The 19680-nt window shown below is 43.4% G+C and carries 21 protein-coding genes; 1 reads left to right on the forward strand and 20 read right to left on the reverse strand.

The genetic code is table 11. The annotated features are described in order from the left end of the window. Positions 1–206 precede the first annotated feature (206 nt). The 20 genes from ACEN82_RS00085 to istA form a co-directional block, all read right to left on the reverse strand. Complete coding sequence (locus ACEN82_RS00085; protein WP_413322702.1) at positions 207–1424, reverse strand: ABC transporter permease; 1218 nt, start codon at positions 1422–1424, stop codon at positions 207–209. A gap of 12 nt (positions 1425–1436) precedes the next feature. Further along, entirely contained in the window at positions 1437–2186 is a 750-nt protein-coding gene (locus ACEN82_RS00090; RefSeq protein WP_413322703.1) for an ABC transporter ATP-binding protein, read from the reverse strand. Then, a complete protein-coding gene (locus ACEN82_RS00095; protein ID WP_413322704.1) occupies positions 2186–3511 on the reverse strand; it encodes an efflux RND transporter periplasmic adaptor subunit in 1326 nt (441 codons plus the stop codon). Before ACEN82_RS00095 ends, ACEN82_RS00090 begins: the two co-directional genes overlap by 1 nt. Positions 3512–3922: 411 nt before the next feature. Further along, on the reverse strand, positions 3923–4597 hold the full coding sequence (locus ACEN82_RS00100) for an SGNH/GDSL hydrolase family protein (RefSeq protein ID WP_413322705.1): 675 nt from the start codon (positions 4595–4597) through the stop codon (positions 3923–3925). Positions 4598–4631: 34 nt separating this feature from the next. Continuing rightward, on the reverse strand, positions 4632–6704 hold the full coding sequence (locus ACEN82_RS00105) for an SGNH/GDSL hydrolase family protein (protein WP_413322706.1): 2073 nt from the start codon (positions 6702–6704) through the stop codon (positions 4632–4634). Positions 6705–6712: 8 nt separating this feature from the next. Further along, entirely contained in the window at positions 6713–7132 is a 420-nt protein-coding gene (locus tag ACEN82_RS00110) for a hypothetical protein (protein WP_413322707.1), read from the reverse strand. Beyond that, positions 7129–7947, reverse strand: a complete 819-nt coding sequence (locus ACEN82_RS00115) for a hypothetical protein (RefSeq protein WP_413322708.1) — start codon at positions 7945–7947, stop codon at positions 7129–7131. The genes ACEN82_RS00110 and ACEN82_RS00115 overlap by 4 nt, the downstream gene beginning before the upstream one ends. Beyond that, positions 7944–8417, reverse strand: coding sequence for a hypothetical protein (locus ACEN82_RS00120; protein WP_413322709.1), 474 nt, complete (start codon positions 8415–8417; stop codon positions 7944–7946). Before ACEN82_RS00120 ends, ACEN82_RS00115 begins: the two co-directional genes overlap by 4 nt. Beyond that, a complete protein-coding gene (locus tag ACEN82_RS00125) occupies positions 8404–9237 on the reverse strand; it encodes a hypothetical protein (protein ID WP_413322710.1) in 834 nt (277 codons plus the stop codon). Before ACEN82_RS00125 ends, ACEN82_RS00120 begins: the two co-directional genes overlap by 14 nt. Further along, positions 9238–9555, reverse strand: coding sequence for a hypothetical protein (locus ACEN82_RS00130; protein ID WP_413322711.1), 318 nt, complete (start codon positions 9553–9555; stop codon positions 9238–9240). Beyond that, the gene (locus ACEN82_RS00135) at positions 9545–9832 is read right to left on the reverse strand and encodes a hypothetical protein (RefSeq protein WP_413322712.1); all 288 of its coding nucleotides are present in this window, start codon (positions 9830–9832) and stop codon (positions 9545–9547) included. Before ACEN82_RS00135 ends, ACEN82_RS00130 begins: the two co-directional genes overlap by 11 nt. Next, positions 9829–10053 (reverse strand): hypothetical protein, encoded by a 225-nt coding sequence (locus ACEN82_RS00140; RefSeq protein WP_413322713.1) that lies wholly within the window; start codon positions 10051–10053, stop codon positions 9829–9831. Before ACEN82_RS00140 ends, ACEN82_RS00135 begins: the two co-directional genes overlap by 4 nt. Then, entirely contained in the window at positions 10050–10517 is a 468-nt protein-coding gene (locus ACEN82_RS00145) for a hypothetical protein (RefSeq protein ID WP_413322714.1), read from the reverse strand. The genes ACEN82_RS00140 and ACEN82_RS00145 overlap by 4 nt, the downstream gene beginning before the upstream one ends. Further along, on the reverse strand, positions 10510–11505 hold the full coding sequence (locus ACEN82_RS00150) for a hypothetical protein (RefSeq protein ID WP_413322715.1): 996 nt from the start codon (positions 11503–11505) through the stop codon (positions 10510–10512). The genes ACEN82_RS00145 and ACEN82_RS00150 overlap by 8 nt, the downstream gene beginning before the upstream one ends. After that, positions 11505–12152 (reverse strand): DUF6046 domain-containing protein, encoded by a 648-nt coding sequence (locus tag ACEN82_RS00155; protein ID WP_413322716.1) that lies wholly within the window; start codon positions 12150–12152, stop codon positions 11505–11507. Before ACEN82_RS00155 ends, ACEN82_RS00150 begins: the two co-directional genes overlap by 1 nt. Then, on the reverse strand, positions 12152–13954 hold the full coding sequence (locus tag ACEN82_RS00160; protein ID WP_413322717.1) for a tape measure protein: 1803 nt from the start codon (positions 13952–13954) through the stop codon (positions 12152–12154). The genes ACEN82_RS00155 and ACEN82_RS00160 overlap by 1 nt, the downstream gene beginning before the upstream one ends. Positions 13955–14123: 169 nt before the next feature. Then, on the reverse strand, positions 14124–14453 hold the full coding sequence (locus ACEN82_RS00165) for a hypothetical protein (protein WP_413322718.1): 330 nt from the start codon (positions 14451–14453) through the stop codon (positions 14124–14126). Positions 14454–14501: 48 nt separating this feature from the next. After that, positions 14502–14651: a hypothetical protein gene (locus ACEN82_RS00170; protein ID WP_413322719.1), complete on the reverse strand. Its 150-nt coding sequence runs from the start codon at positions 14649–14651 to the stop codon at positions 14502–14504. Positions 14652–14966: 315 nt separating this feature from the next. Next, entirely contained in the window at positions 14967–15713 is a 747-nt protein-coding gene (istB, locus tag ACEN82_RS00175; protein ID WP_495644019.1) for an IS21-like element helper ATPase IstB, read from the reverse strand. A 20-nt stretch (positions 15714–15733) separates the two neighbouring features. Further along, on the reverse strand, positions 15734–17263 hold the full coding sequence (gene istA / locus ACEN82_RS00180; RefSeq protein WP_495644054.1) for an IS21 family transposase: 1530 nt from the start codon (positions 17261–17263) through the stop codon (positions 15734–15736). On the opposite strand from istA, the gene ACEN82_RS00185 reads away from it, so the two are divergent. After that, positions 17262–19157, forward strand: coding sequence for a Kelch repeat-containing protein (locus tag ACEN82_RS00185; RefSeq protein ID WP_495644055.1), 1896 nt, complete (start codon positions 17262–17264; stop codon positions 19155–19157). The genes istA and ACEN82_RS00185 overlap by 2 nt on opposite strands. Positions 19158–19680 lie beyond the last annotated feature (523 nt).

The raw sequence follows: 19680 nt of genomic DNA on the forward strand, positions 1-19680 counted from the left end.
TTGGAAGTGTTAAATTTTGTTTTTGCAGATGATGATGCATGGTGCAGACCGGCCAGAGGCCGGGGCATAACTGCCACTCGCGAGGGCGCGAGCGGCGGCGGTCTTTTTAAGTTTTGTTATAAGTAATAAACCCTAATGTCACGCCGCCGCTCGGCTCCAGCCGAGTGGCAACTATCTCACGGCCTCTGGCCGCCGATTATCACTTTTTATTCATACCTCAACGCCTCAATAGGATCCAACCTCGTTGCCTTTTGCGCCGGGTAATATCCAAAAAAGATCCCCGTAATGGCGCAAACCACAAACGACAACAATACAGATGATTCGGATACAATAGTTGGCCACGATAAGGTAAGCGTAACTAAGTTTGATGATACAATGCCCAGTGCTACACCGATAATGCCGCCTGTGATACTGATCAGGATGGCCTCCATCAAAAATTGAAGCATAATATCTTTTCCACGGGCACCGATAGACATGCGCAGACCTATCTCGCGGGTGCGCTCCGTTACCGAAACATACATGATATTCATGATGCCGATACCGCCTATTACAAGGGAAATGCCGGCAATTACGGTGAGCAGTACGGTGAGCAATCCGCTGGTTGAGCTTAAGGTATTAATGAGCTCGGCCTGGGTACGCACGGTGAAGTCGTTATCCTCACTGTCGCGCAGCCTGTGCGAATCACGGAGGATCTGGGTCATTTCGGTTACGGCTGCATCTGTCACCTGTTCGTTGGCTGCCGAGGCATAAATATTCTGGTAATAGATTGTTGCCAGAATCCTTTTTTGAATGGTGGTATAAGGCGCTATCAGGATATCGTCCTGATCCTGCCCGAAGGCGTTTTGACCTTTGGGGTTCAGGATGCCAATGACCTGGAAAGGGATCTTGTTAAAGCGGATTACTTTGCCAATAGGATTTTCGCCATTAGGAAAAAGATTGTCGATAACCGTTTGTCCTATCAAACAAACCTTAGCCGAGGTCATCACATCCTGCTCAGTAAATGCGATCCCATCTTTTAAACTCAGCTTGCGGATATCTAAATAATCGGGACTAACGCCCTGTATGGTAGTAGGCCAGTTTAGTGCACCATTAATGGCTTGCCCTTTTGAGGTTATTGAAGGTGAAAGCTCGGTAATGTATTGCGCCTTTTGCAGGGCAACTATATCTTTTTGTGTTAGGGTTTGAAAGCTTGAGCCCGCAATGCGTACACCGCCGTTAAGGTTACTGCTTGGCAGCACAGTGATCATGTTTGAGCCCATGCTCGATAGCTGGTCGTGAATACTTTGTTTTGATCCCTGCCCGATAGCCACCATCGCTATTACCGATGCTACACCGATAATAATACCCAGCATCGTTAAAAAGGCCCTTAGTTTATTTCGTTGAAGGGCTTTGTAAGCTATCCGTATAAGGTTGAAGAGATTCATGGCTGCTTAACTTTAATAATCATCGGTAATGGGCAGGCCTGCCAGCACTTCTTTTGCCGAGCGTTGATTGGTATTCGGGGTATCCTTCTGGATCCTGCCATCGCGGAGTTGAATGGTACGGCTGCTGAATGAGGCGATATCAGGCTCATGTGTTACAAATACAATGGTTTTGCCCTGCTGCGAGTTGAGCTCCTGCATTAATGACATGATTTCGTAGGATGTGCGGCTGTCCAGGTTACCCGTTGCTTCATCGGCCAGGATCATTACGGGTTCATTCACCAGGGCACGGGCTATGGCTACACGCTGCTGCTGCCCGCCCGAAAGCTGGCTTGGTGTATGATCCAAACGTTCGGCCAGTTTTACCGCTTCTAATGCATGAATAGCCCTGTCGCGTCGCTCGCTTACGCTGATCTCCCTGTTGTACAAAAGTGGCAACTCCACATTTTCCAATGCCGATGTGCGGGGTAACAGATTGTAGGCCTGGAAAACGAAACCTATTTTGCGGTTGCGCAGTTGGGCCAATTCATCGCGCGATAACTTTTTTACGTCTACGCCATCTAAAAAATAATCACCTATAGAAGGCTTGTCCAAACAGCCTAAAATATTAAGCAGGGTGGTTTTACCGCTGCCGCTGCTTCCCATAATGGTTACAAATTCGCCTGCTTCTACATCAAAAGAAATCCCTTTAAGCGCGCGTACCGTTTCGCTGCCCATCTGAAATTCGCGCTTCAGTTCACGTATATCTAAAATCTTCTTGCTCATTACCGGCGTCCTCCCCCTCCGCCACGTGGCCTTTGCGGCATAAACGGACTACCGGCTGGTTTAGCAGCAGCTGTTGATGAGCTTGAAGAGCCACCGGTAATACCGGTGATCACTGCATCATCGGCAGTTAAGCCTGACAATACCTCAACCTGGGTATTGTCATTCAAGCCTGTCTGGATTTTTTTGCGGACTATTTTTTTACCCTTTAATACCCATACAATAGCTGTTTGTTTATTTACGCCGCTGCTATCTTTGCGGCTTTTTGCAGTGTGTATGGCTGCTGCGTTATCATTGGCTCCGCCGTTACCGGTGCTCCCCGCGGTACTATTTTCGCCTTGTCTGCCACTTCTTTTCTTATTGCCCTTGTGCCCTATTTTACCTACTATTTCATAATCCTTCATCAATGTCGAATCGGGTATAAAGCTTAATGCTTTGGCCGGGATCAGCAGGGCGTTGTTCACTTCTTTGGTATAAATGATGATACTGGCGGTCATGCCAGGCTTCAGTTTCATATCATCGTTAGGTGCGTTGATAATAGTGGTATAAGTAACCACGTTTGATGATACCGAAGGGTGCAGCCTGATATCTTCAACCGTACCGGCAAACTGATCGTTAATAAAAGCATCAACCGTAAATGAAGCCCTGTTGCCCGCTTTTACGTCGCCTATATCGGCTTCATCCACATTGGCTTCAACCTCCATTTTGGTAATATCCTTTGCAAGTACAAACAGCGTTGGGGTGCTGAAACTTGCCGCGACTGTTTGGCCTACGCTCACATTGCGGTTAAGCACCACGCCATCAATAGGCGAGTAGATATCCGCATATGATAAGTTCTTTTCGGCCGAACGGACTTGTGCTTCAGCACTTTTAACCGAAGCTTTTGCGGCGTTGAGGGTGTTGAGAGCGGTGTCATAATCGGCCTTACTGATAGCATCGGTTTTGAACAACAGGTTTTGCCTGCCGAAGTTATTTTGCGCAAATACAAGCTGGCTTTGCGCGTTAAGCAGCGTTCCCTTAGCCTGATCAACCGTGGCCTGTAAAAGCGACTTGTCCAGTTCGGCAATGAGCTGTCCTTTTTTAACTTTCGAATTAAAATCGGCATACACATATTTAATTATGCCCGATACCTGGGTACCTACCGTTACGGTATCAACCGGCTCAATACGGCCTGTGGCTGTTACGCTTTGGGCTATATAGCCCAAAGCCGGCTTTTGGGTTTGCAGCACAACAGGTTCTTCCTTTTTCCTGATAAACAGGAACCAGATCAGCACCAGCGCCACCACTATGCCTGCAATAATGAGTATCTTTTTATAACTGCTTTTCATGATAACCGGTATTATAATTTAATAGGTACTCCCCTGTAAAAATCATAGATCTTTAATGTGAGCAGGGCATTGTATTTAGCCTGCACAAATGACTGCTGGGCCTGTACAAACAAGTAAAATCGCCAAAACCATACGACCCAAAAACCGAAAACGATTTGTCCCGTTTTTCGGCAAACCGAACGACTTAAAAAAGGGTTAAACCAACCGCTCCTAACTGCCTCATTTCGCACATAAAAAACACAATATTTTACAGGCTGCACTTTGATTTTTTGGTATTTGAACCACTTTTTAAGCTTTGTGAGCGCTCAAAAAAAAATCAACCTAATTTGCTAAGGCCTTGCGCCGGGAGTTTATAATAAAAAAAGCGCCTTTAAACTTAATTTAAAGGCGCTTTAAAAATAACAGCACTAACTAATTTACTACTTCACTTATAAGCTTACGCCAATAAAAATAACCGGCTTCGGTAAAATGTGTACCATCAAAAGTTAAATCTTTATCAATCTTATTACCACGTAGAAAAGAAGGATATAAATTAAGAAATGTCACGTCTTTTTGCTTGCATATCTCGTTGGCTTGCTTGTTGTAAGAAAGGATTTTATTATTTAGCGAATCCCTATCAGTAGGGAATACAGATTGCACAAAGATTACCGTTTTAGGTGATTGTTGTTTTATTATGTCAATCATCCGAATAAGGTGAGACTTAACTGTATCCTCACTTATACCATACTTGAAATCATTTACACCAAACTCTATAAATACTTTTGCAGGCTTACGATAAATTAGCCTGTTAATTACCTGTATACCGTTTTCGGAAATACTACCTGCAAAACCCATGTTTTTAACTTTCGGGCTATCAAACTCCTGTTTAACGTCGAACCCCTCGGTAATACTTGTACCTAAAAAAACAACTTCCCCGGCCGGATTTGACTTCAAGTAATTTGCCCAACGTTCATCCATGGTTATAACGTGATGAAACAATTGATAGTGGCTATAATAAAACCGCTTACCTATAAAAACTAATACAAATAAGATATTAAGTAATAAAGAGCCTATTAAAAGGCTCTTTTTGAATTTATCATTAAACATCGATGCCATAATATTACAACGAAGATATAATTTATTAAGTCAATGTAACTTCCTTAAATGTTCCGGCACCTGCATAAGAACAGCGTGTAAACTGCCTTACGGGAGCGCTGGTACTGGTCAAAGTTTGCTGAAATACGCCATTGTTTTTATTGGTTACTAAGCAACCATTTACCGGCCAACCGTCACCTAAATTGACATAATCGAGACTCATGCCCTCCGGCCAAACAGTGTAGGCTTGGGTAAATGGTATAGAACCAAAACCACCACCGCCACCCATAAATGCGACTTGTGTTTTTAGCGGCTCTAACGTATACCATGGCTGCCAACCTGATACGCCCCAACCAATCCTTATATACAACTTCGTCTCTCCACTTGAAAAGGCTGTTAATTCCTGCCTATACATAGCTGTAGACATACTATGAGTTGTTAGAAAACCGTTTATTGGCCATCCGTCGGCTGAAAGGACATACTCATAAGTCAAACCTAAAGCGTAAGCACCAGGCAAAGCAGTTGATAACCTACCCGATTGGCTTTTGTCTACGATATCGTTCCGGCGATAATAAAGCGGGAACAGCACTTCGTATGTTTTACAGGCAATAAGTACCTTTAGCGACTTTCCAGGATGAATTAATTCGTTTGGTCTACCTACATCGTAAGGGTTGAAATAATCTTGCCCGTTTCTGGCATCTTGCCATAGAGCATATATATCCATATAGCAGCAGCAATATTTTCGCGCAAGTACGCGTAAACCCTTATTGTATTCCTCGTTAAAAATTTCCCCTTGATGGTTCTGATTATCATCTGTAGTAGTATTCATAGAACAAAGGATGATAGCCAGTTTATCCTTTGTAAAATTTGAATTTCCACGAATAGTACTTAATCCGGTATCCATCCTATCAAGAAGTTGTTGCGGTGTAGAACCGTTAGTATCATTAATACCCCACCTCAAAACATAAACATGAGGATTTTGCGCCAAATCGTCCGCCAAGTAAGTAGAAAGCCAACTAACTGTGCTTTGCCCTCCATAACCATGATTCACAAATGTTAGATTGGGTATATAATCCCGAGCCGCTAACCTGATACACACCTGGTCGATTGCGGTATCACTACCTTCATCACCACCCGCCGTTGTACTATCTCCTGAAAATATGATCTTTAACGCTGTTGGTGACGACGCTGTTTGATTAGCGTATAATTTTTTGTGGAACGAACTCAAATATTCAGTTCCGAATATGTGTTGATGATCATCCGCGTAGCTGTTTAGCTGCTGTTTTATAGCGTTGCCATTGGGACTATTTCTTAAAATGCGCAAATTGCCCTGAACTTTAGTACCGTATTTATTAACTGGTATTGACGACACAAAAAAGTCGCCACTATCTTCTATAACCTTTTCGGCGGCTAATGCAGCGTTTATAGCCGCTGTATCATCTGTAACACCATCACCAACCGCGCCGTAATCAACTCTGAAAGATTTGATTTGCCCCGATGGTTCAGACGAACCACCGCCACCGCCTGAAGGTGCGTTAATCCATTTCAAATCACCATCGGTGTTACTGTTTTTAGCCAATATTTGGCCGGTTGTACCGCCGGTTGGTATCTTGAATAATCCGGTTATTTGCGCCTGTAGCTTTCCGAATGCTTGTAGTATAGTATCGGTTGCAGAAACGGCTGTAGATGTACCAAAGCCGATTCCTGTTAACACTGAAGTTAATACCCTCGATGCTGTAAAGTATTTATTGGTCGTTCCCTCCGGTACGGCATCAGTAGTTCCAGGTGAAGCGACAATTTGAATATAGGCCGAACCGCTCCAACGGTATTCACTGTTGGTATCAGTTGTGATATAAATTTTTCCAGTTTCACCAGAACCAGGAAGGGATGCGAAATTAGCGAACTCTAAAACGTCATCAACATACGACGGCAATTGAGCCGCCGCAACCTTGCCGGTAGAATCTAAGCCTGCATAACCATTTACGACATTTTTGTTTGCCGAATTTTCGGGCGTAAAACCAAGTGCATCTTGTTTGCTATTGATAGCCGATGCCATATCGTTCACCTCGGCGGCTTCTAAATGATCTCCTGTGTTTTTGGTTGGGATTGTTGTATTCATGATAATAGTTAGCTTAAAATAAGGGGTAATGTGTAGGTAAATGTTTCATCATCTACCGGAAGCTTATATCTTAATTCGCCGGTTGATGTTTTGTACAAAGTGTAAGCGGTAAGCTCTGCGGCCTGTGCATCGGCTTCATTTTCGCAAACAGGCGCAAGCGATATAAATGCACGCATATCGAAACTACCGGCCAAAGCGTTTATTTGATTTTGTAAATTTTGGTCTACTAAAGTCCTAATACTGGCTTCCGAAGTTACTTGCGCCGTCGATGCTTTACCCGCCAATGTATTTGATAAATTGTCAATTGCACTTACGGGGATGGAATCTTCAGATTTATGCCAAAAGCTATCAATCCATTCGGCAAATTGTCCAGCGGTCGGCTTTTTAGCCGTGCTGAACCATTGTTTTAAAATGCTCCTTACTGTCATGCTGCGTTAGGTATATAGTTCGGAATTGGTTCGATAAACATAACTATTCGATATTTCGGCAATGTCGGCACCGGCTTTGGTGTAGCCGACCCTGCTTTATCCGTTTGAACGCTATCACCGGTATGCAATCCACGTTCGTCATCGCTTTTAAGGGTGTTTGGCTCGTATATTTCACCAATATTATCTGTACGTACCCTTTTATAACCGTGGGAGTGTTCGGGAATATACCCCATGTCTAAGGTAAAATCATCTTGCCCACCAATGTCACCTACTTCAAATCCTGTAATACCTGGCTTTCGGCCTCTAAGTACCCGATCTTGCCAATCTACCACTTCACGCCAACCGGCGGGCAATGCAACAGATGAAGGTTTGCGCCAAAGCCTCATACTACCGCCGTCTATCAAATCAGGCGCGGTAAGCCATTCAAGACGTTCCAACCTTGCCAATATGCCTTCCGTTGTATTACGTTTAAAGGCAGACCATGAATTATTAGTTACACCATCGTCCCCAAACTTCGCATACCTTGTAAAAACCACGCCTTTGTTATCCCCATTTTGAAACGGAAGCGTTGAAATGTTTTCAACGATGATTACCTTTTCTTCAATAGCACCTCCAACAAATGGCAATATTTCACCATCTATTATAACCACGCCGTCACCGGCATTTAATCCGTCAACTACGCAACCTGAAAGGATAGCGAGCCGCCCGGCAAGTCGCGCTGTATTTGCCGACATGAAAATACTGTCTTGTAAAAAGCGTAACGTACTTTCGTCAAACGGAAATCCGCCCGTTTGGGTAAAATCTATTTTATTCATATCGCTATTCTGTAAACTTTAAATCTTTTTCCGCCAAGCTTGTATTTCTTTACCTGTGCGTTTAACTCTATTAAATCCTGGTCACTTAGGATTATTGGATTCGGCACCCAAACAATGAAGTCTACACCGGTATCTGTATAATCTTCGGGGTTATACAAATAAGTTACGCCCAGGTAAAGCGGCTTAACTTCGGTTGGTGTGTATATGTAAATCCTGTCTTTAGTGAATCCGTCGGTTATATAAATCCGCCTTTCATCGGTATCAAAGCGATCATTTAAAACGGCTTCGATGCTGAACACCCGGCTATCATGCCTTATTGTATATAAATCGGCATCCCGCTTTTTTAAGAACTCATTATAAATCTGAATGACCGGCAAGCACAACGTTTTTAACCAGGCGAAGAATATTGGCTTCCTTAAAAATGCAGGAAGGCAAATAGCTATGAGTTTGCTAAAATCAATATTGAACATACTGCCTGTAGTTAATGGTTAAATCGCCGGTTGCAATCCTTAAATAACCGGCATCCGGTATATACACTTCGTCGATGTTAGAGAAAGGGAACAAACCGTATTTCGCCTGTGATAATTTGATGGTTGCCAATGCTACCCCGTCAACCTGCTGTAATTGATCTACCAACCTCATATTTGAATATTCACCATTAAACAGAAGGTTTTTTAAATAAGTAGCAATAGCATCAGGTACCGGCGTTTGAACCTCACCATCAATTCGGCTCCCATCTCCTTTTAACACAAGTGGGTTATAAAAAACATCAATAGAAAGCTTTAGGCTATCCGGTGGTAAGCTATCAGTTGTGACTTTTACGCCTGCATCTTTTGTTGAAGCAACGTACGCCAACAATGCCGTCATTTCGTCGGTGCTTAATTGCGCATAATCATCATTTACAAGCTTCACGACCTTAAGCCTCAATTTCCCGTCAATCTCTGTTACCGCTGCCTGGGTGATTATTTTTTGGGCTGCAATTTGTTCAGTTGTTAAACCAGTGTTGGCGTATTGGTCGGAATCCGCAATTAGTTCTTGCCCATATTGAAAGCGCAAAGCCAAATCCCTATACCATTTTAACCCGTGCGGTTTTAAGGTAGCTAATTCGTCATCAACATTGCTTTTATGCAAGTCAAATAAGTTATCAAGCGCCGCAATGGCTACAGCAACAATAAATGCCCAAAGGCTAAAGTTTGCCGTTTTGCTTGTACTTGTTAGCCCGGATAATTCCGGCGTGTTATTCTTTTGCGTTATAATTTGCTGATACCAGTAATCTATTGTCCTTGCCATTTAACTTACAATAAAATCGTTTCCAATAATCCAATAATCAATTCCCGTTAACTGGTCGGGTTGCTCCTGGCCTGGCACCGTAGTAGCTGAAGCCGGTTTATATCCGTTGTCGGTATAGGTTTGCAAAACCTGTTTGTTGTTAGGCGTTGTACTGTATTGCAAAACCTGACCGCTATACAAATCATCTGTTATAGCTTTGCCATTTAATTCGGCAAATGAAAACCAAGCTTCAATACTGCCGAAATTTTGAATTGCCAAATCGGCTAACGTTTGGCCTTCTAAAACCTCTACAGGTTTTGTGTTTAAATCAGTTGCCATAATTTGCAATTACTTGAAGGTTTCCGTCTTTATATGCCAATCGATCAACCTGCATTCCGTCCTGTGCAAATTGCAGGCGGATTTCACGCAACATATCGGCTTCGCTGTCATCGTTTAAAAATGACATGATGCCAACTCCGGTAGTTGGGTACTGCTTGTAAGCGCCTTTTTCAGCAAACAATAAAAGTTTTTGGTGCTGTAAATCGCTATCTCCCAAAACGAAATCGCCGTTTTCAATGCGCAAATCGTTAGTATCGTCCAACATGTAATCTTTCATTCTATAGTATGATTTATGGTGCCTGTTACCGCTCCGCCGCCGCTTGGTGCAATCAATCCGCCTGAATAAACCACCTTTGCCGACTTAACGTAACCGTCAATAATACCCGCCAATCTCTTTACAAATAACTCCTTAGAATCAGCCTCACTTCCCTGATCTGCCAACGTATCATCAAACAGGCCGGATAAATCTTCTTCCAATTGCTCTTTGTTTAAACTCATTTTAAAAGGTTGTTAAGTCGTTCCTTAATCGCTGTTATTCCGGCAACATCTTTAGGCGCGTATATTTTGAGCATTTGATCTACCATTTCATTTAAAACCGCTTTCAGGGTTTCATCACCCTTTTTAATCAACGTGCCTTCTTCAGTTATATTAAAAATTGCGGTGCCGATTGTAATCTGATAATTGGTTATTTCATCAGCACATAATACCAGGTAATCACCTTCAGTCACTTTTGCAATCACAACCGCCGAACCTTCTTTGGGCAATACATCGATGCTTTTATTGCCGGTTGCCAATGTCCGCAATCGGCATTCATATAGCACGCCGCCGGTGTCCAACTCTACGTCAACCAAGTAGTTTTCTGCATCAATTGAAACAACCGTACCGTCAAATAGAAAATCCGGGGCATGTTCACCAGCAATTCGCTTTAGGTTTGCCCTTATTTGTTCTTCTCTCTTATCCATTTGCCGCGCCGCTTAATGATCTCCCGATATGTACTTTTCTTTGCGCCCCGTTCGTTCCAAAATCAACTTCCACGCCTTCCGCAAAGTAGTTTCCGCCTCGTTCGTTATACATCCTGTCAATAATTCCCGCTGTATCGCATGGTTGGCAATAAGGTTGCAAGAAGCCGGTTATCGAACCTTCATAACCAGTGTATTTAGCTTGCGTAAGCAAATCGTTTGCGATGCGCTTTAAATCCGCGTCGCTTGTTACATTGGTTATAGTTTTTTCTATTAAGCTTCCATCCTTGTCGCCAACCTCAATAAGTGCGCGCTTAGCTTTTTTGCCTTTGCCGGTAACCAGGCGTACCAATACTTTTGTATCTGAAGCCAGCCGATATTTTAATTGGTCGTCGCGGATAGTGTTATAGCCCAACCGATACTTTACCCGGCTTCCTGGTACCCCTTCTTCTAAACCCACATACAGGGTATCAAACTGAAAGTATACTGCTAAATGCAATTTGTCTTTTATGTATTCCAGTGTCTTTAAAGCATTAGCATGATTGACAGTTAAATTGGTTAAAGACATATCAGGAATGAAGGGGCTTAGCTTGATATCTGTATCACTTACAAGTTCCTTTAAAAACTCTTTTAATGTTACCGATTTCCAACTTTTTAAAACCCGCTTACGACGTAGCTGCCAGGCGTATCCTTCACATTCTATTGTTACCGGAATTGAAGGTGTTACACGCCTTACGAAGCCTTGAAACTCGTTCCTATTATCATTGTTATATCCTAACAGTATACTTACCTTGTCGCCTTCCTGGAAAAGCTTTGAAGTTTCGATACTCGAAGCTGGCAAAGTATCCTTACCAGTTACGCGGCCAATACCGGGTATTTTAATGATAGCGGTATCTATCATGTCCTTTACACTTCGCTTAATGGCAACATTGTTTACACCACCGCGAAGCTGATACGAACCAATTTGCACTATACTCGTTAACCTAAACATCAATCTACCTTCGTTAAGTCCAATATTGTGTTTTGAATCATGGTAAATGCGAAATCCTTAACACCGATGATTTTTGCTTTTTCCGGTATGTCAAGCGATGCAATTACCACCCGGTCGTCGGTATCTAAAAACAAATCGGATAAGGCACACTTCAGCTTTACTGGTTCGTTATACTTATAGACTTGGTTCAACATATCCAATTCTTCATCTGGGAATTGATTTAACGGATGTAGAAAAAAGCCCTTAAGAATTATTTCCCAGGCATCAACGCCAATTTGTTCGATAACCCGACCGCCGCGCTCTGTCATCGGGGTTTCTTTTAAAATCTTCCTGCTTCGCAGTCCTAAAACAGCGTAAGGGAAACCATAATCTTTACCTGCAACATTGATAGTAACAGGGCAAAATACTTCCCTGCCTAAAACATCAGATAAGCCGTAAAGCGGCGATCCTTTCAACGTTGTTCTTTTCTCGGTTGAAGTTGTACCCACACTAAAGGGGTTGCTATCATCAGAAACCGGCAAGCCCGGCACCGTTTGCGGCAAGTAACCGTATATGGTTTTAAACACATCAGGCAGGTTGATAAGCAATTGATTTCCGGTTGCGTAACCAGCGCCTTTAGCAATATTTGTAGCTGCTCCGATTTCCATTAACTTACTGTTGAAGCCGCGCTGTTTGTTATCCGCAGGAACATTTCTTTTAGATAATCTTCCATTTCGGTAACACTTTCGCGGAATGTTGATGTGTGTATTTCTGTCTTATCCTGAAACTTTGCGACATTAATTGTGATGTGGCGAACGCCGCCGCCGGTTATGGCTGAATTTGTACCGCTTGAACTTGATGGTGAACCGCCCGAACCGCTTGTATCAAATTTGCCATTTGTAAAAGCATCAACAGGGCTTTTACCTGAACTATCTTTGCTCCTGGTAAGGCCAACGTTTTTCGATTGTTGAATAATGTTTTTTACACTGCCAACAACTGATTTAACATTTTCCGCCTGTTGGCTTTTACGCTCTGCTTTAAGCTTATCTAATTCCTTATCAGCATCAGTTGTAATATGAGCGGTTAGGACTTTTTTAGCCGCCCCAAATTGACCATTAAGAGCAAGATTCATCGCCTGTATGGTATTACCAATCAAAGCGGCGATAAATTGAAACGTACTCTTTGCTTTCAGCCAAACGTATTCAAACCCGAATACAAGTTGTTGGAAAAACTCTTTGAAGGTCACGCCGACAATACTGCAGAACGATTTAATTATTTCCCACAAAGCTTTAATTGACTTACCCCAACCGTCCCAACGTTTTGCAACCATCACAACCAGGCCAATGATTAACGCTATTAATACTACCGGCAAAAACATAGCAAAATTCAAAAGCGCTTGAGCAATTGCCGCTGTATTAGTAGCTATTGCATAAATACCCCAACCAACCGCCAAAGCAATTATAGCAGCCGCAAGTCCGTACATAAGACTTGAATTATTTAACAACCCGTTCATTATATCGGTGAACAAGCCTAATACAGGCAATAGGGCTACGCCAATGGTACCGGCAAGGGTTGATAATGCACCTGTGAAGGCTTGCCATTTTCCCGCCGGGGTTTCCTGAAGTTTTTGCATCATATTATGAAACCTTCCGCCTTCGCCCGTAGCCGACTGAAACGCCCCCACAACATCCTGAAAGGATATTTTACCCTTCTCCATTTGTGTTTTAAGTTCGCCAATGGATTTGCCGGTTTTCTTTGAAATTTCCTGCAATGGGTTAAAGCCTGCATTGATGTATTGCAATAAATCTTGCCCCATCAATTTACCGGCTGCATAGGTTTGACTGAAGGCAAGCGTAAGGCTTTGCATCTTTTCAGAATTACCCATAGCTACGTTGCCAATCATGTTCATGGCAGGCATGATATTTTTAGCAGCTATACCGAACCCCAACATGGTTTTGGCTTCGCCATAAACTTCATCTCCGTAAATGGTGTCACTGGCAAACTTCAACAAGCCATTGGATAGTTTACCACCGTTTTTTTGCCCGGCCAATACGGAAAACGTTGTTTCGTTCATTTGCCGCTCCATACCGGCTTTAAGAAATGTACCGCCCAACGCTGTGATGCTACCTATACCAGCAATAGCAAGTGCATTTCGGAAAAATCCGCCCATACCATTACCGCCCCGGCTTGTGTTTGTCAGCCGGTCGCGCCTGGCTTCCAATTGGGATATTTCACGGTTTATTTGCCTGATCTGTCTACCATCAAGGCTAATTTCACGCGTTCTTTGCAAATCGGCTAATTTGCGGTCAATATCCTGTATGGACATTTTAAGCCCGCCCATTCGACCAGTTACCCGGTTTATGCCGTTTTCCAAACGCCTAAAGCTACTTTCCCCTGCACTTGCTATTCGCTGCAAGGGATTTGTAGCCATGTCTTTAATGCGTACTAAAAAATCAACCAGGTTAGCCATTAGGGTTCTTTGTTACTATTTTCTTTTTCGCGGATATCCGCAAGCTGCTTGTACATTTCCGCCCAGCGTTCATCAGAAAGGGACGAAACATCCACGCCGGGCAAATAGTAGGCAAAGAGGGTATCAATGTAGCTTAGCCAATTATCTTCCTCTTTGCCCGATGCTTCGTCTACAACTTTTTTATTTCGGCCTGCTTCATTTCAAGTAAGGCCTGATATTCGGTTGCCGCCGGAAAGAAGTATTCATCTTCAGAAAGTATTTCTTCGTCGCCGCCCAGGTATGTTGAAGCCATAATATCTTCACACATGCCAATAGGGTCATTTTTAGCCATTAGCACCATCGCCGCTTTTAGTTCATCGCGGGTAGGCTTACGGAAGTAGGCTTTCTTACCGTCTACTTCAAGTTCCCAAATACCTTTGGGGTATTCAGCTTTCCAGGCTGCTATTACTTCGGGGGTTACATTAGATGAACCAACCGGCCTTACTTTACTTGTTTTCATTTATAAGCTTGCTTTTTAAAGCATTTAAAGAGTTTTAAAAGATTGTTATTATTTTTCGTCCAGGTCAAGGAACATAAAAGGCAGCTCCACTTCCATAAACTTAGCGCCTTGCTCCATGCCTTTTTCAAACTTGGTAAAGGCACAACCGTAAAGCGTATCAATCTGAAGCGGACGGCCAAAGCCTTCTTTGTATTTCACAGTGATAACTATTAGTTGGCAAGGAACCTTTGTTATATCAGCATAACCGGCCTTTCGCGCCGCCTCGTTCATTTTTGTCAAGCCGTTTTTTAGCACTTTTAATGATGCACCTTCAAACTTTTCGTTTCCGTCGCCAATACCAACGGGCTTAGTCCCGGCAGCGTAGTAAGCTTCTTTTTCTACTTCTTTGTGTAAGTTATGGAGATGTTGACCACCCTGTTCCGGGCCAAATTGACCACTGGGTTAGCTGACTTTTGAGTTGCAGCAAACGCTGTAAAAGCGTGTACAAAAATAGTTATTTAAAAGGCAATTTCATTAGAGGCTGTTTACCGGTTCGATACTGCGTTTTTTTCTCATAGATTCCCCTTTTAACTCGATGCGGTGTGCATCATGAACGATCCGGTCAAGTATAGCATCAGCAATCGTTTTTTCACCGATCACCTCGAACCATTTACTGACCGGCAACTGTGAGGTAATGATCAGAGAAGTCTTGCCATGCCGGTCCTCTATGATCTCCATTAATGCGGCTCTGCTCTGTGCATCAAAAGGCTGTATCCCAAAGTCATCCAGTATAAGCACTTGTGTTCTTTCCAGCTTAGCCAGCTCCTTGATATAGGAACCGTCCGCCTTTGCCATCTTCAGTTTAGCGAATAGCTTGGGCGTGCTGGTATATAGTACCCGGTAGCCCAATATGCAGGCCTGGTGGCCGATAGCAGAAGCCACATAGCTTTTACCGATACCGGTACTGCCGGTTATCAGTAGGTTCTCAAAGCGATCAATAAACGTACAGTCTGCCAAACGCATGATCTGATTACGGTCGATTGTCCGATCTGCATGGTAATGAACATCCTCTATAGCAGCTTTATAGCGGAACTTGGCATACTGGATGGTACGATCAATACGCCTGTTCTGACGGTCGTCCCACTCGGCTTCTACCAGGTGTGCCAGCAGTTCGTCTGCTGTGTAATCATTTGTTTTACCGGTTTCCATGCTGCTTTTAAAGGCATGGAACATGCCGAAGAACTTCATCTTCCGCAGTTTGTCTAAGGTGCTTGTGTTCATGTTATTGTTGTTTTAAATAGTTATTTGTAATAGTCTTCTCCCCGGATATTGCCATGATCTGGCATCGGCAGCTCATCGGCAAATAAGCTTTCCTCGTAGTTGTCCATCTTGTTTTCCAGTATGGTTTGTATCGTTTTATAGTTATACACACCGTAGCTCAATGCTCGCTGGCAGGCAATGGTCAGCCTTTCGTTCCCGGCTTTTTTTGCAAAGCCAAGCACCCCCAGGCAAGACTTATAAGCCTGTTCCGGGTGCTGCTTGCGCTCCAGTATTTGAAGGATATACAGCCTTACATCCTCGTGGATGGAGGCTGCCCAATCCAGGAACATATCCGGCGTCCAGTCGCTTTTAAAGCGGTGAGTACTGGCCATGTGCTCCTTATCCGTAGTATAGCCATAGGGGTTTTTATTGCGCTTATGCAGGGCGATGCGCTCATAGTTATAGTACACTTCTACCGTCGTGCGGGAGTATAATAACTTGACCCGCTTGCCAATAAAGCGGTAAGGCACACTGTAATAATGCTTGTCAGGGCCGAGGTTAACATGGCCGTTCTTGATCACCCTGGCCTTTAATTGCTTCTTGAACTGGTAACGCAGGGCGGGTAATGGAGCAAGCGCACTGCGTTCGATCTCCTCAAACTGTAACCTGCGGCTGTAGTTACGGCCTTTGAGCATCTGGGTGTTATGAACTTCAAGGGTCTGCCAGATTGCTGCATTAAGCTCCGTTAAAGAATGATACACCTGTTTGTTTAATGGTGCGTATATCTTGGTATAAATAATCTTTACCGCACCTTCTACCAATGCTTTATCACGAGGGCGGTATGCCCGAGCTGGTAATACAGTCGTTCCGTAATGATCTGCAAAGTCCTCAAATGTTTCGTTCAGGGTGGGTTCGTAGCGGCTGCTTTTGGTTACGGCGGCCTTCAGGTTATCTGGTACAATGGCGGCAGGGACGCCGCCGATAAAGTGCAGGGTGTTCTCGCAGGCCGCAATAAAGTCTTCCTTCTGCTGGCTCATTACAGCCTCAACATAGGTTAACTGGCTTGCGCCCAAAATAGCTACAAAAACCTCTACAGGTGTGATCTCCCCGGTATCCTTATCGGTGATACTCATCTTTTCACCCGCAAAATCGACGTATAGCTTATCCCCAGCCTTATGATCCATGTGCATAGTCGGGTTAACCCTGGCCTTCCACTGGTTATAATAAAAGCAAAACTGGCTGTACAGATAGCCATCAGGAAACTCTTTGTAATAAGCCTCCCATAGTATTTGCCGGTTCATGCCGGTCTTTTTCAGCTCTTTATCCACGTGAGGAAAGCAGCGTAGCATGGACTGCATACGCGCGTTAGGCGGGTGTTCTTTGGACTTTCCGAACAAATCTTCCAGTTCCTGGTCATTCAACGCGTTAACCTCATCAAAGGTAAAGCCGGTTGCTTTAAAGGCTGCTACATACTTTTTTACCGTGTTTCTCGATGCATCGGCCTGGGCAGCGATGGTCATTAATGGCCGCTGCTGGCTGTACATCCTTAGTATCTTTCTGATCTTACTCATGCTGATTGTTAAGTTGGCCATGCTTAGGAAGGTGTCTTTGCCCTCAAAAGATGGTCTCTTTTACAGCATTTGCTACGTGTTTGCGGTGGTCAATTTGCCCCGGAATCAGGTGGTCAGTTTCGCCCGGAATGGGTGGTCAGCTTGCGCCGGATTGGAGTGGTCACGTTCATCAGAATCTCCACCCTTGCACCTGGGCAAAAGTATTGTAAACCTTAAGGAGAATGAATGCTATTTGTATGAAGTACTTAGGGCCCCGCAGCCTTCTCCAAGTATCGCTTCTTTTAACCTGGACAGCCTTAGCTGGGATTTTTATGGCAAGGCGACCATAACGGAGCAAAGGCATCATCATAATATTTTTTACGATAAATACTTTAATAACTTTTACCTTTTTGGCGGGTACGGCTCTTTTAAATACTATAATAACTTTTTTAAATACGATAAAGCCGCAGATACCTGGCAGCAACAAAGTTTTACCGGCGATGTGATCAACCCCCGGTTCTTTTCGGCTGCAAGTACGGCTGATCAAAACAACGATGTTTACATTTTTGGCGGCTACGGCAACCAGTCGGGCAACCAGGTAGTAGGCGGGATGCACTATTATGACCTGTACCGGATTAACCTGGACAAGCATAGCATAAAAAAGCTCTGGGAGATCAAGCCGGATGAAGAAGCATTTGTACCAGCCAATAATCTCATTGTATCAAAGGATAAGCGGTTTCTTTATGTACTATGCTATCCGCACGAACGGCCCAAAACGAGTTTACGTCTGTACAAATTTTCAATAAAAGATGGTTCATATCAGGTAGTAAGCGGTACCATCCCGGTTGTGTCCGAACGGATAGAAACAGACCATAACCTGTTTTATGATGCTAAGCAGGATGTATTTTATTGTACTACACAGGAGTTTGAAACCCCGTCGCGATCAACCATAAAAATCTTTGCACTTACCGCACCGCCCGTGAGCCAGGAGGCATTTGTGGCTGCCCACCAGCCCAAAAGCAAATCTTTTACTTTATACAGGATATTGGGTGGCGCGTCTGCATTTGTATTGTTATGCGGAATTGTCATGTTTTTCTTAAGGCGGAGAAAGGATAACGATGAACCCGTTACTGTTAACGAGGATCGTATTGCCGAACAAAAAATTGAAACTGAAATGGGTAACAAAGCCAACGCTGTTTACCTCTTGGGCGAGTTTACTGTTTATGATAAAAATAAACGGGATATTACTTACCTGTTCAGTCCCAAGATCAAGCAGCTGTTTATTCTTATTTTGTTGAATAGTCGCGAAAAGAACGGTGTGATATCAAAAAAGATCTCCACTACGCTATGGCCTGATAAGGATGTGGTCAAAACTAAGAATATTCGCGGTGTAACCATCAATCACCTCCGTAACATACTTTCGGATATAGATGGCCTGGAACTTGCCTTTTTAAATGATACCTATAGCTTTATCAGCACCGAAGATTTTTATTGCGATTATTTTGTGGTGAGGGAAGCACTTAAACAAACTAATGTTGGTGAACCCTCTGCGTTCAATTATCTCGACTTAGTTGCCCGTGGCGGGCTATTGCAGCATATTCCTGAAATTTGGCTTGATGATTTTAAGCAGGAGTACGAAGAAGCGCTGATGCCGGTTATTTTGCCGGTGATAAAAAAGGCTTATGATGCTTTTGATTATAAAAAAACGCTGGAGATAGCCCGCATCGTGTTGAATATCGATCCTTTTAATGATATCGGTATTAAGTTTAAGCTCAAAGCCCTGAGGCGTACTAAAGGCATTGAACATGCCCGGAAAGTTTATGAGGAGTTTAGCGCTGAATATGAAAAGTCATTAGGCGAAGAATACCCAGTCCCTTTCGAAAAGATCTGTTCTAATAAGTCTGATCTGCGCTAATAATGATCTTGTAATGAAGGCTTTTGGGTACGAAAGCCTGAAAGCAGAATGCTCAAAGATTAATTATAATATCTTGATTATCAATGCGTTTTGTTTATTTAATGGATTCGTTTCATAAAGAAAATGAATGTTTTATGAATATATTCTACTAAATATATAGATTTAATAGAATATTTATATATTTGCAACAGATTAGTTTGCAAATGGGGTTCATTTTTAAACTAAATGGCAGGTGCTGGCCGGCAGCAAACGGATGGTTCGATTCCACCCCTGCATCTCTTCTCATCTCATGATTTATGTTTTATAATTGGTTAGCAAAAAGAGTATTCCTGCCCATCAGGAACTCTTTTGCCTTTTTGGGGAGGGTCTAAGTGGCATGTTAAATTATATGACTCTAACGGAAAAATAAATTAATCAAAGAAGGCCTGTCACCCTGAACCCGTCGAAGGGTTGTGCGCAGAGGCCTTGCCCGCCATACTTCGACGAGCTACCCATGACAAGATAAAAAATGTGGTTTTTCGCA

Source organism: Mucilaginibacter sp. Mucisp73 (genome assembly GCF_059491465.1).